Origin of the sequence: Lactiplantibacillus daoliensis (assembly GCF_005405005.1) — a bacterium.
Taxonomy (GTDB): domain Bacteria; phylum Bacillota; class Bacilli; order Lactobacillales; family Lactobacillaceae; genus Lactiplantibacillus; species Lactiplantibacillus daoliensis.
On sequence record NZ_BJDH01000008.1, the window covers coordinates 1 to 16,829 of the forward strand.

Annotated in this window: 10 protein-coding genes; 3 read left to right on the plus strand and 7 right to left on the minus strand. The window is 45.3% G+C overall.

Annotated elements, in window-relative coordinates; all coding sequences use genetic code 11:
- The 4 genes from FFM64_RS09685 to FFM64_RS09700 form a co-directional block, all read right to left on the minus strand.
- The coding region (locus tag FFM64_RS09685; RefSeq protein WP_137607820.1) for an MBG domain-containing protein at positions 1-5,777 on the minus strand (5,777 nt) is incomplete at its 3' end.
- A gap of 759 nt (positions 5,778-6,536) precedes the next feature.
- A complete protein-coding gene (locus FFM64_RS09690; protein WP_137607821.1) occupies positions 6,537-8,147 on the minus strand; it encodes a CTP synthase in 1,611 nt (536 codons plus the stop codon).
- Positions 8,148-8,321: 174 nt separating this feature from the next.
- Positions 8,322-8,936, minus strand: a complete 615-nt coding sequence (gene rpoE / locus FFM64_RS09695; protein WP_137607822.1) for a DNA-directed RNA polymerase subunit delta — start codon at positions 8,934-8,936, stop codon at positions 8,322-8,324.
- A 44-nt stretch (positions 8,937-8,980) separates the two neighbouring features.
- Complete coding sequence (locus FFM64_RS09700) at positions 8,981-9,421, minus strand: YwiB family protein (RefSeq protein WP_137607823.1); 441 nt, start codon at positions 9,419-9,421, stop codon at positions 8,981-8,983.
- A 584-nt stretch (positions 9,422-10,005) separates the two neighbouring features.
- Here FFM64_RS09700 and FFM64_RS09705 point away from each other — a divergent pair.
- The 3 genes from FFM64_RS09705 to yidA are packed head-to-tail and all read left to right on the plus strand — an operon-like array spanning position 10,006 to position 13,014.
- Complete coding sequence (locus FFM64_RS09705) at positions 10,006-10,815, plus strand: lipoate--protein ligase family protein (protein ID WP_223876945.1); 810 nt, start codon at positions 10,006-10,008, stop codon at positions 10,813-10,815.
- A 22-nt stretch (positions 10,816-10,837) separates the two neighbouring features.
- Positions 10,838-12,184 (plus strand): HD domain-containing protein, encoded by a 1,347-nt coding sequence (locus FFM64_RS09710; protein ID WP_137607824.1) that lies wholly within the window; start codon positions 10,838-10,840, stop codon positions 12,182-12,184.
- A gap of 20 nt (positions 12,185-12,204) precedes the next feature.
- The gene (yidA, locus tag FFM64_RS09715) at positions 12,205-13,014 is read left to right on the plus strand and encodes a sugar-phosphatase (RefSeq protein WP_137607825.1); all 810 of its coding nucleotides are present in this window, start codon (positions 12,205-12,207) and stop codon (positions 13,012-13,014) included.
- A 105-nt stretch (positions 13,015-13,119) separates the two neighbouring features.
- On the opposite strand, the gene FFM64_RS09720 is transcribed toward yidA, so the two are convergent.
- From FFM64_RS09720 to FFM64_RS09730, 3 genes are all read right to left on the minus strand, one after another.
- Positions 13,120-14,082, minus strand: a complete 963-nt coding sequence (locus FFM64_RS09720; RefSeq protein WP_223876946.1) for a hypothetical protein — start codon at positions 14,080-14,082, stop codon at positions 13,120-13,122.
- An 84-nt stretch (positions 14,083-14,166) separates the two neighbouring features.
- A complete protein-coding gene (locus FFM64_RS09725) occupies positions 14,167-15,189 on the minus strand; it encodes a YdcF family protein (protein ID WP_137607826.1) in 1,023 nt (340 codons plus the stop codon).
- Positions 15,190-15,770: 581 nt separating this feature from the next.
- Positions 15,771-16,751, minus strand: coding sequence for a ribose-phosphate diphosphokinase (locus FFM64_RS09730; protein ID WP_137607827.1), 981 nt, complete (start codon positions 16,749-16,751; stop codon positions 15,771-15,773).
- Positions 16,752-16,829: the final 78 nt, after the last annotated feature.

Below are 16,829 nucleotides of genomic sequence, written 5' to 3' on the forward strand. Positions count from 1 at the left end.
GGCCACTGCTTAACTACCTTAATAACATTGCCGTTGGCATCTGTCGTCGTAGTAGTGTCACCATCAGTCTTCGTCGTATCATGCTTAAACGTTGGTTCTGCGCCCGGTTCCGGAGCGTCAACGATGGTTTTAACACCATCACCACTTGACAACGTTGCTTCTGGAGCCTTAGCGGTAATGGTCTTATTATCAACCGTTTGACCGTCTTTTTGCTCCGTTACCGTTTGTGTTCCACCGATTGGATCATACGTGTAGGTCGTTTGACTATCATCAGGCCATTTCTTAACTACTTTGACAACATTGCCTTCAGCGTCTTTCGTCGTGGTAGTATCGCCGTTAGCATTTGTCTCCGTCGTGTCGTGTTCAAAGATTGGTTGCTTAGTCGTAGGATCAAGTACAACGGTCGTACTCGTATTATCACCATCAGCTAGCGTAACAGGATCAGTACCGAGTGTCTGCTGATCAAGCGTCTGACCATCCTTTTGTTCCGTCACTGTCCGGTCCCCAGTAGCTGGATCATAGGTGTAAATCGTATGGCTATTATCAGGCCACTGCTTATCAATCTTGACCACGTTACCGTTCGAATCCTTTTCAGTAGTCGTCGTAGTGCCATGAGAATCAGTATCCTGACCCAAAACCGTCAACTGACCAGGGAGAACCTTCACGGCATAATTAACATTGGCGCTCTCAGCATCAATTGTGTAAGTTCCGACGACAGGATTAGTTGGTTCCTCATAAGTTAATTTCAAATCATCTAACGTATCGCCATTCTTAAGCGTGCCACTATCACTTGTCAACGCTGCAACGTTTTCCGGATTAGCCACGCCTGCATAGGTTTCTCGGTTAGAAATTTGAATCTTGACGGGCCGCGGGTCCACAGTCAATGTGCCAGTACCAAATGAGCTAGTATGATCTGGGTTGGTAAAATCATAGTTGCTGTTTTCCTGCGCCAACCGCGTTTTTGCAGCTTGGTTTAACTGAATCGTGTAGTTACCGGCAGGAAGCTGATCCAGGGTAAACACGTCTCCCTTCGCGTTCACAATTTCAAAATCATTTTGACTAATTTCACTCTTGGTTGGCATTCCAAGCACTGCTGATAATTGAAGCGAAGATGTGTCACCATAAGTAGCTTTTGCATTTTCAATCGTGACACCACCATGTGCCGGCGTAATTGTGAAAGTTCCATCTTCAATGGTCACAGCGTAATTGGTGTTATCGGCAGCAGTACCGCTGATGACATAGGCCTTAGCATCAGTTCCTGGTTCACGCGTTAAAGTAACACCTAACTTATCCTGCGTATCCTGACCAACCAATGTCCCATTGGCTTGTCCATCCTTCGTAGTAGCTGGAATGCTGAACGTTAAATCAGGATCCGACTGGCCATATACATTGCTGATGTTATCAATTTGCACCGTAATTGGCCGTTGCGTGACTGTCAATCCACCCGCAACAAAGTTAAGCGTGTAGTTAGGGTTAGCCTTTTTCAAAGTATCTTTAGCAGTATCGGTCAATTGTAATGTGTAACTGTCGCCAGCTTGTAATTGACCAGCAGTTACAACAGCGCCTTCTGCGTCCACAATTTCAAAGTTATTTGCGTCGAGTTCACTGGTGGTTCCGTTAACCGTTACCTCGATAGATGACAAGTTGTCACCATAAACCACACTGGTAGCGGCAACCGTGGCCGTCCCAGCGGCTTGAGCAATCGTAAAGGTCCCATCATTTTCAATGGAAACGTTGTAATTGCCATCATTGGCGGCAGTCCCAGTAATCTTGTACGTGCCAGCGTTGTCCCCAGTTTCCCGAGTTAACGTCACGCCTAAGTTATCCTGCGTATCTGAGTCAACCAATGTACCATTAGCTTTACCAGTGGCAGTGGTTGCTGGAATGGTAAACTTCAAGGCTGGATCGTTCGTAACGCCATAATCCTTGCCACCATCTTCAATGTGAACCGTAATTTCCCGTTGTGCAACGGTCAACTTGTTCGCATCAAAGCTAAGCTTGTAGTTAGGATTATCAGTCTTCAGGTTGTCCTGCGCCTTCTGAGTCAGTTGAATCGTGTAGTCGCCACCGGCTTGTAACGGACCAGTAACAACCGGCTTTGCATTGTTATCAAAAATTTCAAAATCGGTATTGTCCAGTGTGGTCTTCAAACCAGTATCGCTGTCGGTTACCGTAAATGTTGGTAAGGCATCACCATAGCCCACGGTAGCGGCATCGGCGGTAACAGTAGCGGCTTTCTGGTTGATGGTCAAAGTGCCATCCAGGACAGTAACCTTATAGTTCTTTGCCGTTGAGGAACCAGAAATGGTATACGTATCAGCGTCGGTTTCGGCAGTTGGCGTCAGTGTCACAGCCAGATTGGCCGCAGTATCGCCAGTAGCCAACTGGTCACCATCAGCAATCGTGAAACCTGATTGATCAACTTGGTGAGCCTTGCCATCATAGTCGACACTGACGTTATTGGCTTGTACAGTGATCGCCTTTGGATCAATGGTAAAGGTTCCATCCGTAATCGTCACTTTATAATTCTTGTTTCCAGTGGCGGTACCTTTAATTGCATAGGTACCAGCATCTTTGCCAGTGGCCCGTGTCAAATTGACACCCAGACTAGAAACCGTATCACCGTTAACCAAAGCCTGATCAGGATCACCCTTCAAGCTCAGGGCTGGATCGGTACTGTCACCATAAGTCTTCCCAGCATCCGCGGCGACAAGCGTAACTCCCCGTGGTGTCACGGTCAATGTGGCCGTACCAAAATCGGTGAAGTTGTAATTTCCATCAGTCTTCAAGGCAGTCTGAGCAGCATCGCTATAACGAATCGTGTAGGTGCCACCGGCTTGCAAATCCTTGACGGCAACTTGGTTGCCATCAACGTCATCGATTTCAAAGTCATCTTGCGTCAGGTTAAGCCGGGGATCGTCGTCACCAGCGACCGTCCCCAAGTCATATGTTACGCCGGCCAACTTGCCGTCAACACCACCATATTGCAGACTGGTGTTAGTAATAGTTGGCTTGGCATCGACTGGATTAATCGTCAGTGCCGCTGACGTGTAGAGACCAGCGTTAGTATTAGTGGTCAAGCTCTTAAGGTAAGTACGACCAGCATCAGTCAACTTGAAATAGTAGGTTCCGGCATCTTTAGGCGTGACATGGGTATCTGAATCTGCTGCATTAACATAGTAGTAGTAATCTGGGTTGTCAAAACCCGCCTTTTGTGCAGCGGTCGGTGTTGCCCCGAAGCCATCACCAAAGGCCGGTACAGGGAAGCCTATATCTTGGCCGTAATCCCTTGACCAGGAAACAAAGGTCGCTAAGCTTGCCACCGCGGCACTGTTAGTCGAAGTCAGGTTGTCCAGTTCTTTTTGGAACGTCGTCATGGTATTGTCCACGTCGGCTAAAGCACCATACCCGGCTTGACCCTCTTTAAAGATTGTCTCTGGATCCGTGGAATCCTCGGCGGCCTGTAAGTCAGCCTTAGCCGCGGCATTATTCGTTGAAATTTGGTCATACATATCATTAACAGAATCCAGCAGCTTCTTGGCCGCATCCTTTTGCTCCTGTGTAATACCTGTTAAGCCGACAAATTTATCATAGATGTCTTGCGCTTGCTTTTTAGAAGTGTCTGCTTGGGCTTGGTTGTCGGTAGCCTTCTGTAGCCACTCATCAAGCGTGGCCTTCGTTGGAACCAAAATACTTTTACTATCCTGAGGAGTCGTGGAATCTGTAGAATCCGTGGCACTGGCATTAGGAACCGTCGACCAAGTGTAGGCTGGCGTGCTACCGTCAGTGATAACTTTGCCATCTTCACCGATCGGCGTTGCGTTGAGGGCATCCGTAACAGATTGATTCGTCCCTACCGTTGCATTAGCAGTAACTTTTGTTCCATCAATTGTCTCACCGGCGGCCGTGTAATAATGTTCAATTGGATTGGCAACATCAGTTTCTGTTGATGGTGTCGTACCCGTGTTAATCTTCACTTTATCCTGGGCAACCGTTTCGCCGGCTGCGGGAGCATCCAGAACAACGGTCACTGGGGTATAACCAGGTACTTGAATAACGACTGATTTACCGGCAACCGTGGTCACTTGAATGGGATCCATGCCAGGAATTGCGTCCCCCGTCACGGAATCAACAGGTGTGACTTCGGCTGTAAAGGCTTGGCTAACAGGAACGTTAAATGTTTGACTAGCATCCCCGGTCACTTTGTAACTGTAGTACGCCGCATCAGCAATACTTGAGTCACCGGCGGCATAGTGAACAGTCCCATTGCTGGCAGCGGTATTGTCACCATCGACCAGATAGACATTGTTAGTCGTACTTGCAGGGATTACCGTCACCAAGCTAGGATCTAGTGTTGGATCTGCGGCGACTGCTCGTTCCGCCGCTGCTTTCGTGGAGAAGACATAAATTGTATCCCCAATGTTGGCAGTGACTGGCGTAGTCGTACTTACATCTCCAGCCGCAGTAGCCACTTTGACATTCACTGATGCTGTCTTTGGTGTGTACGTAAAACTGTCAATTTTGGCAGAGTAATTATTAGTATCTTGCCCAGTAGAAGCAGCAATTGAAATTGAATAGCCTTTTGAGGTGTCAATGTCAGCAAGTGATCGGGTAAAGGTTTGGTTCTGGATAGTCACGCTTAACATTTTCGTCAAATAGTTATAGGACATCGTGAAATCTACAAGTGGATCGGTCCCCCGGTTGCTTAAATCAAATGCACTAGCAGCTTTCCAAGCCGTTGCGTCAGTAACCTTTTGAATAACACCGTTGGCATCCGTCGACCGCCAGCCAAAGTAGGCACTGTTACCAGGATCAACAACGCCACTTGTATCATCACCACCGTTATAGTGATCATCGTAAACAAAGGCAAAGGCATTCTTCAAACCACCTACTCCTAAATTACCACCAGTCAAACCTGTCGTGGCATATTCCGGATCACCAGGTGCAAAAACGATACCGACACCATCGGCCCCGCCTGAAGTTTTGGTCCCAATGCCCAAGGCGCCAGTCAGGGTAAAATCATGGCCAAAATCAATGTCGTTTTCAAAAGAAACATGGGCAGTTTGGGGACCATCAATATTATGCATTGTATAATCGGTCATAGTGTCAGACGTGTAATCATGCCCACCATTAACGGTCAACTGCCAAACACCATTCTCATCAGCCGGCTGTGTTGTCTTATTTTTTGGAAGGTAACCAGCATCACCATTTTTGTTAAAGTTTTGGACCGTATTCGTAAAGTGGTCCTGAACCTGGCTACCAGACAACGTCACGCCGGAGCCATCCGTCTTGCCAACCTGAACTGGTTGATCTGGCGTTAACGTTTGATACTGCCCATCAGTCGTAGCATCATTAGTTGTAGTTGTCGTCGGATCGTTAACAGAAAGACTCTCTGGTTCAGCACTGACAGGCGCTGGCGTATCTGATTGCTTAGCCACGTAAGTCTGCGTTACTGTATCTTGCTTTACTTGCTCTTGACCGGCTTGCTCTTGGTCTTCACTTGCTGACGCTGACGTTGTTGCGTCGTTAGTACCAGTTTTAAGTGTCGTCGTCCCTGCCATTTTCGGTGTGGAGGACTGAGAAGCAGTATCCGCAGATGGTGTTCCTGTCCCCGTGTCCGCATGAGCATTAATTGCCCCAGTACTTTCTGCGATAGTCATTGCAGAAAGACCGACTAATAGCGTCCCAAAAATACGGGTCTTAACTTTCCAACCCGTATGTCCCTTGTATAAAATGAAATTTTTCTTGATATTTTGATTTGCTACTTTTTGTCTCAAACTTTCCCTCTCCTTTTTCAACGACGATGAACCTCTGTGCTCAGAACCATGCACCGTCGTTTTGTGTTCAATTCAATTGTCATGCCATCTGGTTCAACAAAGGCCAGTTAGGACAATTAATTTTCAATGATTAGTCTGCCTATCGATATTGCACTCAACTGGTACAACACCCTCAAAAATCAGTTGTGCTTTCAACGGATCTCCCCGTATCCTCGCAATGTTTACTTTTGACCTTTAACCCACTTTCAAAAGATCTGCTAGAATAAAAAGTTTCATCAACTCAATATTTATCTGACAGACCTATTTATATAAGTCAATTAATAAACACATTATAAGAGTGACTGGGGTAACATTCAAGTCGTTAATTATTCAAGGGGCACCAAAGGCATCAATAATCTGCATACGCCATCGATATTTGGACCTAACTTTGACTATTATTTAGTCGAAAATGACGGCCTTGAAAGGCACTTGGCCAGAAAATTCTGTCTAAATAATTAATATTAATCTTTCGTGTAAAATTGATTATGGACTTATAACATATAGATTTTTCATTTTTTTACCAAGACATTTTCCACTCCTCTGCTAGATACCAACTGAATCGGCTGTACAAATGATCACTCCAACTCACAAAAACAGGCTCTGAAAACCGTCAATCGATTCTTAGAACCCATTTTTAATTTCACGCGATCATACCTTTCCACCAAAGCAAAAAAGCACCCAAGTAAATTACACTTGAGTGCTTCAAAAGAGTAAACGATCTTATTTTGCTTTGCCAGTCACATTGGCAGCGTCGATGAAGGCTTTGAATAACCCTTCCGGACGGTTTGGGCGTGACAAGAACTCTGGATGATATTGGCAACCAACAAAGAAACGTTTTGTTGGTAATTCAATAATTTCAACTAAGCGATTGTCTGGCGAAGTCCCAGAGAACACTAACCCTTTGGCCTTCATGGCTTCACGGTATTTATTGTTAAATTCATAACGGTGACGATGACGTTCCATCACAACTTCTTCATTGCCATAGGCCGCAGCCGCAACAGTTCCTGGCTTCAACTTGCAAGGATAAGCACCCAAACGTTGCGTGCCACCCATGTCTTCAACGTCTTCTTGATCGGCCATCAAATCAATGATGTTATCTGGCGTATTAGGATCAATTTCAGCTGAGTTGGCATCCTTCAAGTTCAAGACGTCCCGGGCAAATTCAACACTGGCCATCTGCATCCCTAAACAAATTCCTAAGAATGGCACGTCATTTTCACGTGCATACTTGATCGCCATGATCTTGCCTTCAATCCCACGGTCACCGAAGCCACCAGGAACTAAGATCCCATCAGCATCGCCCAAAAGTTCTTGCACGTTATCAGCGGTGACATCTTCAGCGGAAATCTTGTTCAATTCGATTTCGGCATCATCCGTATAACCGGCATGTTTCAAAGCCTCGGTCACAGAGATATAGGCGTCTTGTAACGCCACATACTTCCCAACCAAGGCAATCTTGATTGTCCGTGATAGATGTTGAACATGATGTTCAAGCTCTTCCCAGTCGCTCATATCAGCTTCTGGCGCCTTGATCCCAAAGTGGTTTAAGACGATTGAATCCATATTTTGCTTTTTAACATTTAATGGAATTGAATAAATCGTCTTAACATCTAAGGATTCAATAACAGCTTCCGGTTCAACGTCACAGAATGACGCAATCTTATTCCGCATTTCCCGGGTAATTGGTTTTTCAGTCCGAACAACTAACATGTTTGGTTGAATCCCATAACTCCGCAATTCTTTAACCGAATGTTGGGTTGGCTTCGTCTTCATTTCACCAGCGGCCTTCAAATAAGGAATTAAGGTCGTGTGAATGTAAAAGACGTTGTCAGAACCAAGATCACTCTTCATCTGACGTAACGCTTCGATGAATGGTAAGGATTCAATATCCCCAACGGTCCCACCGATTTCAGTAATCACAATGTCAGAGTCCGTAGTTGTCCCGGCTCGCATGATTTTTTCCTTAATCGCATTTGTAATATGCGGAATAACTTGAACAGTTGCTCCTAAATAGTCACCCCGACGTTCCTTTTGCAGAACTTCTGAATAAATCTTACCGGTTGTAACATTTGAATATTTATTCAAATTAATGTCGATGAACCGTTCGTAATGTCCAAGGTCCAAGTCTGTTTCGGTCCCATCATCGGTGACAAAAACTTCACCATGTTGGTAAGGACTCATCGTACCAGGATCAACGTTGATATATGGATCAAACTTCTGAATAGTGACTTTCAAGCCACGGTTTTTCAGTAATCTCCCTAATGATGCTGCGACAATTCCTTTACCAATCGACGACACAACGCCACCAGTTACAAAAATATATTTGGTCATGTGATAACTCCTTAAAGATTTATTTCGTGGGGATGCTTATAAATAAAGAAAGCTCCCTATTCAGTGAATAGGGAGCTTGATTTCGTTCGTTTGTCTCTGGCATTACTACCAGAGAGCCCAATAAAGATAATACAAGTTGATTCAACATTCGTCAAGTTAAATCACAAACGCAACCTACTTGTTATCGTCTTCGTCGTCATCATCGTAGTCGTCATCATCGTCATCATTTAATTCGGATAATTGACCTTCGATGCCATCTGGTAAAGTTTCATCGGCGGCGTCATCATCTGAGTCGTCAACACCTGATAATTCATCATACTTGCTACTGCTTTCTGAATCGTCATCATCGTCAGCGGCACTGTCGTCGTCATCTTCATAGTTATCGTCGTCTTCAGGATCATCATCATCGTAATCAATGACATCATCGTCATCGCCGGCGTCAGCTAAGAAAGCATTAACTTTCTTACGCTTTTTACGCTTAGGCCGATCTTCATCCTCGTCATCGTCGGTATGAATAACAGCTTCGTCAATGGATTCGAATGGGTACCATGCACGCAGGCCCCACATATTGTCACCGAGCGAAATGAAACTACCATCGATATTTAAATCGGTATAAAATTGTGATAAACGCTCCCGAATTTCTTCGTCGCTTTTACCTAAATAAGTCTGTACAGCGTTGGTAATGTCGGCAAAGCCCATGGCATCACCGTGTTGCGCTAAGATTGCATGCGCAACCTCGATTAAAGATAATTCGGACTTTTTCTGTCCATCAAATTGTTTTAGTTCCAAACTGGTGCACGTCCTTTCCACATTTTACAGTACATCTTACCAAATTAAGCCGTGAATTGCAATCGTAACTTGTATTGACCAATTAGTTGTTCACCCGCATATAATTCGTAATCAATGTTGACCGCACCGGAGAATGGTCGTTCGCGTAATCGCACTTGTAGCAGTGGCGTAACGGTCTCAACTGGTAAAATCCCCATTGGGGTTTGGTAACGTGCCTGGACGCGTTTACCGTTCGAGAAATGCAGGCGCAAACGATTCTGGGCGCTACGTGTCAAAACGACGTCACCATTCGAAGCTAGCTTAATGGTGACCGGTATTGGTTCCGCTTCCTCATCACTGACTTCTTTATATCGCAAATAAAAGGCATCGCCCATTTGTACGAGTTGGCCATCAACGTCCAACGCATAATTAGCGGTGTCGCCATCTTGGGTTGCTTGCGTTTCCAAATGAATGGCAACTGGCACGCCCGTTGTTAAATCATCCATATCTTTGGTCCTCCTAATTAGTCCATCGTTACACAGGTCAGTCATAACATTGCCGCCTGTCGCGCGGTTCGGATGATGCTGGAACGTGGTGGGCACGTTTGTGAGCCAAAGTGCGGTCTCACAAGCCGGCCTTTTTCTAAGCCGAAAAAATCTCTCGGCTAAGAAAAATTTCACCACTGAGCATCATCCGAACCACCCTCTCGGCTAAACAGTCGCCGAAACGCAAACTGAGTATCGTCATCAGGAATCTACCCTACTATAGCCGTGAGGTCAGCGTCTTTTAGGGCTCAGTGGTGAGATTTGACTTAGTTGACGGTGGTTTCCCGGCGACTTAGTCAAAGGCTGGCTTTCGAGACCGCAATTTGGCTCGAAAACGGCCCACCACGTTCCAGCCCTAAAATACGCTGACCGGTAAGCGGCAATAAAAACAAGTCCCATCTTTAACCTGTGTTATCTCGTTATTAATTATAAGCCATCTCACTTAAAATGCCTAAAAATCAACCTAAACCGGCAATTAAGCTGTGAGGATAAGCGATTTCGGGTATAATTAATGTTTGAAACCGATATTATGAGGTGATCAAAATTTGACGCAAGCAACCATTGCTACCTTAACGCAACATTATCAACCAGAAGAAATGCTCGACAGTTTTGCCTATATGAATGCTTTATTATGGCTAACTAGTGAGCTCAAACAACCAATCGTCCACTACTGGCAATTGCCACAAACGGTCATTTTAGGCCTACTCGACCAACGTTTACCACAACTTGGGCGTGGTCTAACCACGCTCAAGCAAGCTGGGTACCAGACGCTTTTACGGAACTCCGGTGGCTTGGCTGTCGTCGCTGACCTAGGCGTTTTAAATGTTTCACTCTTTTTACCTGCCCGCCGCAGCGACTACTCCATTACCGAAGCTTACCAACTAATGACCGATTACGTCCGAGCCGCTTGGCCGAGTTTAACAATCGAAACGGGCGAAATCAGCCAATCCTATTGTCCAGGTGATTATGATCTAAGTATTGGTGGTCAAAAGATCGCCGGCATGTCGCAACGCCGAACTGAATCGGCCTTGGTCATCATGCTATACATTAGTATCAACGGCAATCAGGATCAGCGCAGCCAACTCATCCGTCAATTCTACGACGTCAGTCTAGCTGGAAAAACTGATGACCGCTTCCCACAAGTTGACCCAACCGTCATGACGACCGTTGCTGAAAAACTCGGTAAAGTGATCACCGTTGACGATGCCATTGACCAATTCAACACCGTTTTAGCGCAACACGGCGCGGTTGACCAACGACAATTACCCAAATTAATCGAAGAACCTGAATTTCAAGCGCACTTAGCGCACGCCTATCATCAAATGCAGCGCCGTCAAACACGCTTGACTCAATAACTGATTGAACGGAGGAATTTATTTGTCATACCGTAATCAACTTTTACCCATGGAGAAGGTCTTTCGTGACCCAGTCCATGACTATGTTTATATTCAACATCAAATTATTTTAGACTTAATCAATACCTCTGAATTTCAGCGGTTACGTCGCATCAAGCAGTTAGGCACGACCTCGCTGACCTTCCACGGTGCCGAGCATTCTCGCTTTGGTCATTGTTTAGGTGTCTATGAAGTGACGCGGCGAATCTGTGACAACTTTGAACGCAACTATCCCACTAAAACACCCGGTGATGGTGGCTGGGACGATCATGAACGGATCGTCGCCTTATGTGCGGCCCTACTGCATGATATTGGTCACGGTCCCTATTCACATACTTTTGAACACATTTTTCATACCGACCATGAAGCGCTGACTGTGCAAATCTTGACGTCACCGGAAACAGAAGTCAATCAAGTCTTACGACGCGTTTCACCAGAGTTCCCAAGCCAAGTAGCAGCTGTCATTCAGAAAACTTATCCGAATCCGCAAGTCGTCCAGATGATTTCCAGCCAAATCGACGCTGATCGCATGGACTACCTGCTCCGAGACTCCTACTTTACTGGCACCAACTACGGCAATTTTGACTTGACGCGAATTTTACGGGTCATGCGACCTTATGCGGGCGGTATCACCTTTGCCATGGAAGGCATGCACGCAGTCGAAGACTACATCGTGAGTCGTTTTCAAATGTACATGCAAGTTTATTTCCATCCCGTTTCCCGTTCAATGGAAGTCATCTTGGACCACCTATTAGAACGAGCCAACGATCTTTATCAGAATCACGACGTTGATGCCGAAGCCACGCCCCACATGTTGTTACCATTTTTCAACAACGACTTTACGTTACAAGATTATTTACGCCTGGACGATGGCGTTCTAAATACGTATTTTAATCATTGGCGTGATAGTCAGGATAAAATTCTGGCTGATTTATCAACTCGTTTCTTAGATCGGCGGCCATTAAAATCAGCACGAATTGATGACCAGACCCAAGCACTCGTCCCTGAACTACAAAAGTTGATTGAACGAGCGGGATTTAATAGTCATTACTATACCGATATTAATGATAGCTACGATTTACCATACGACGCTTATGATCCAAAAATGAAGAAACCCCGGACTCAAATCGAATTAATGCAAGAAGATGGCTCCCTAGTGGAACTATCAACGGTCAGCGATTTAGTTCGAGCCATCACCGGCAAAGTTTCCGGTGATCAACGCTTCTTCTTCCCTAAGGAAATGCTCAGTGGAAGCGCTGAAGTTGATCTCTTTGACCCAATCTATCAAGCCTTTCAACAACACATTCAAAATGATCGTTTAATTAGCTAATTTTATTTGGAGGAATTTTAATGTCAGTCAAGCTTATTGCCATTGATATGGATGGCACCCTACTTAATGAACACAGCGAACTTAACCCGGCCACCATCGACGCGGTTCACGCCGCGCAAGCGCAGGGTATCAAAGTTGTTTTATGTACCGGTCGACCACTCAGCGGTGTGACCCCGTTTATCAAACAGTTGGGATTTAAAGGTGACGATGAATACGTCATTACCTTTAATGGTGCAATGGCCCAAACCGTTGAAGGGCAGATCATCACCAGCTTAACGCTCACTCATAACGATTACATCGACATTGAAGCCTTGAGTCGTAAATTGGGCGTTCATTGCCACGTCGAAAGTGAAGACCATATTTACACGGCTAACGCTGATCTCAGTCCTTACACGGTCGGTGAAAGCTACTTAGTTCGGATGCCGATTCGCTATCGCACCACTAACGACATGCGCGCCGATTTACCGATTGTCAAATGTATGTTCATTGATACACCGGACGTGCTCGGCCCAGCCATCGAAAAAATCCCAGCCGAATTCCACGACCGTTATTACATCGTCCAATCTGAACCTTACTTCTTAGAACTGATGAACAAACAAGCCAGCAAGGGCCAGACCTTAAAGACGCTTGCTGAAAAGTTGGGACTCAGTGCCGACGAAGTGATGGCCATTGGCGATCAAGGTAATGATTTAAGCATGATCGAATACGCGACGAACGGTGTTGCGATGGGGAATGCCATCGATGCAGTTAAAGCCGCCGCCAAATACGAAACTAAGACCAATGTTGAAGATGGCGTGGCTCATGCCATCCGAACTTGGGCACTCGTTTAAAGTCACTTTTCCAAAAGGCCCCTCTCAAAATTGCTTGAGAGAGGCCTTTACTGTATTTTGGTATGAAAAAGACGCGACCACTAAAAGTGATTGCGTCTGAGTTAACTAGTTAAAGTCACCAGTGACCGAATTTTGTTTCGTCACCTGACCACTGGCGGGGTAGTAACGATAAACATCCGTTGGGGTTGCATCGGTCTCCGCCTGGCCATTATCATGTAAAACATCAATCTCATAATAAGTCTTAGCCTGTTTAATAATGTTAAATTGATCCGTCTTGGCAAAGGTGACCCCGGCAGCAGCCTGGAAGTCCTTCAAAACATCCTGAGTCGTGAGTTCACTGCTACTCGTGGCACTGTCCGCCGAACTCGTAGCCGTACCGCTTGAACTGCTCTCACTGGTTGAAGAACTGGTTGCGTTTGATGACGTGTCACTACTACTCGTCGAGCTAACGACCGTTGAACTTTCACTCCCAGAACTGGTCGACTGTGAAGCCTCATAATTCATGATGGCTTGCTTCATCGCCAAGGTCTTCTTCTGTAATTTCTTAATTACTGGATGAATCGGCTCAAGTTGATCCAATTTATCAATGGCTGTCTTTGCTTCCGTCAGTTCATGGACGCTCAGATCATCGCGAGCCGTATTGTAGTAGCTATTCGCCAGCTTAACGGCACTATATTGATGGTGTAAAGTTTCCCGGGCCTGAATAAAACTAGCATCCGTTGTCCCGTGATAATTTTCAAGCGTATTAAAAGCAACTTTTGCTAAACTTAATTGATTTTTGTCCAAGGCATCCGCGGCTTTTTGATAATAATCTAACCCCGTTGCTAAACTTTTAACGTCAGTATCTGGGTGTTTAACCGCCGCTAAAGTGCCCTGTGCAGCCGTAATTTTTGAATGCGAAATTTGTTGATCGGCTTTAGTCAAAACCGCCGCAGTACTACTGGTGGTCGTCGAAACAGAACTGCTATCAACTGACCCGCCAGTGAATTTCGCACAACCTGATAAGGTAATCAAACCTAATAGCATGACTATTATCAGCCCTAAAGGTGAACGTTGTGCTTGCTTCACGGCAAATCCCTCCTTTTAAAACTGCATCCATTATACCATTAACAATCATTAAGCGACTTTTTTTGCCGAAGCCCATCAGTTTATTTAAATTATGTTAACTAACTGTGCAAGATAAGCCAGCGTTAAAATAAATACCACCGCCAAATTCGGCCATCGAGTCATTAAGATCAACGCTAAATATTCTCGAAACATCGCAAAAGGCACGTAATACCACGGTGTCGGCGCACCCACGCCATATACAGCAAGCCCTAAGCGTCGCGCCAAAATATTGGCACGTAAAACGTGATAATCACTCGTTACCATGGCTGCGTGATAAAACGGCTGTTGTTTCACAATCAAAGCGTGCGAAAACGTCAAATTTTCAACTGTTGAAGTCGACTGATTCTCTTCTTGAATCACATCTCGTGGAATCCCGAGTGCAACTAAATATTGACGCATCGCTGTGCTTTCAGCCATTACTTCGTCTGAACCCTGACCACCAGAAACGACAATCGTCAAATCATGGTGATCCTTCGCTCGCTGTTTACGATATAATTTGGCAGCCGTTTTTAATCGATAGCTAAGTGTCCGCGTTGGACGGCCATCTGGCATTAACCCAGCACCTAAAACAATAATAGCTGTTACCGGTCGATGCCGTCCAAGACGCGTCGTCACTCCGGCAACTAAATAAGCTAAAAAGCTAAAGGCAAAATAGCCGGTCAAGATAATCGCTAAACCTAACAGTTGCCATAACCGTTTATTTTGCCAATATAACCCGTTGATGAGTGATAAAACCAGCATGCCGGCCATTAGTACACCAACAATCGCTAATAGGCTGTAATGTAAATGCCAGCCTTCCTTGCGAATCAGCCGATAGCTATAGCGCACAAAACTAATGGCAACGATCAACACCACTAGTGGCGCCAAGCCATAGACCACAACTTTTAGTCCGACGATCACAAATTGCCACAGTGGGCTCGCGTCCTCACTAAAACTACGATAAACCGCCAACGCTAAGCCGATTGCTGCTAGTAGCAAGAAATGTCCGGTTAACCAACGGCGCCGATCCGTCAGTTGCAATGTGAGTGCAATCGCCAGTGCCAAGCTACCCCAATAAAACCAATCCACGTGTCCCACCTTCTTTTTTATCTTAAGTCTATTGTACCTAAAACTCAGTCGAGTTTCAGAAGGACTGTTTAACTAAAGATTGGAAGCTGAAAATTCTTAGTCCACGCCAGTACATCAATAATCAAGCAATGAAAACCAGTCGATTACTGCCACTTCCGGTTGTTACTGATAACATGCGGACGAGGGACCGGTTCAAGCCTGAGAAACGTCTTGACCCTCGCCTGGGAGCTTTGCCAAAACCGCAAATCTACCAGACCGTCCGTGGTGTAAGGCCGGCAAAGAACGCCGGTCAAACGCCACCTGCACGTCCGATGCTATCAGCAACAACCTCCAGCTAATCAGTGGTTTTGAGGGGATAAATCAGTTATTTATGCTTAGCTCCGTCAGTCAAAATCGCCGTCCCCCACAGCACAATGATCTTGACTGACAGAGCGCTGAATTTGGGTAAGTCTCCTTTAGACGTAAAGGTTACTGGTATCACTAAAGTTGTCATATTTTTAATACTTTCAATCTTTAGCTATTTAATTAAAAAAACGTCGCATTGGCAAAAACACCAACACGACGTCCTTATTAAGGCTAGTCTAGTTTTCTTCGTTATGGAAACGATTCTTGAATAATGGACTAACTGGTTTATTTTCATGGATAAACTTAATGGCTTGACCCATCAATTGACCAACAGAAACTTGCACGATTTTATCGATCTGCTTTTCAGCTGGTAATTCGATAGAATCTGTCACGATCAATTGCTTGATTGGTGACTTTTCAATTCGTTCAATGGCTGGACCAGATAAAACTGGATGCGTACAACTTGCATAAACATCCGTTGCACCAGCATCCATCAAGGCTTGTGCGCCCAAAGTAATCGTCCCGGCAGTATCAATCATATCATCGATCATGATGGCCCGTTTGCCCTTCACGTCCCCGATAATATTCATGACTTCCGCAACATTAGCCCGTGGTCGACGCTTGTCGATGATGGCAATTGGTGCTTTCAAGAATTCAGCTAATTTACGTGCCCGTGTGACCCCACCATGATCTGGTGAAACAACCACGGCATTTTCAGCCAAATGATGTGTGATGAAGTAGTCAGCTAACAGTGGCGCGCCCATTAAATGATCCAATGGGATGTCGAAGAAACCTTGAATTTGAGCGGCATGCAAATCAAGCGCCAAAATCCGTGTTGCACCGGCTGTTTCAAGCATGTTAGCAACTAACTTAGCGGTAATTGGTTCCCGTGAACGAGCTTTCCGGTCTTGCCGGGCATACCCATAATAAGGGATGACCACGTTGATCGTCTTAGCACTAGCTCGCCGTAACGCATCAATCATAATCAACAATTCCATTAGGTTATCATTAACTGGAGCGGAAGTTGATTGAATGATGTACACTTGGTCACCACGAATACTTTCCTCAATGTTAATGCGAATTTCGCCATCGCTAAAGCGATCAACTGATGTCTTACCTAATTTAACACCAACGGCCTCAGCAATCTTTTCTGCCAATGGTTTATTTGAATTCAAAGCAAAAATCTTTAACTTTGGATCAAAATACTGTTCTGACATAATTTCCTCCATTCGAAATTTATTACATATAAATAATATGCATTTTGAGGGTGAAAAGCAAGCCCCCTCGACGGGTAT

Coding starts and splice junctions, on each gene's coding strand:
- yidA (WP_137607825.1), top strand. CDS start 12,205: ATGTCAGTCAAGCTTATTGCCATTGATATGGATGGCACCCTACTTAAT.
- FFM64_RS09700 (WP_137607823.1), bottom strand. CDS start 9,421: ATGGATGATTTAACAACGGGCGTGCCAGTTGCCATTCATTTGGAAACG.
- FFM64_RS09730 (WP_137607827.1), bottom strand. CDS start 16,751: ATGTCAGAACAGTATTTTGATCCAAAGTTAAAGATTTTTGCTTTGAAT.
- FFM64_RS09690 (WP_137607821.1), bottom strand. CDS start 8,147: ATGACCAAATATATTTTTGTAACTGGTGGCGTTGTGTCGTCGATTGGT.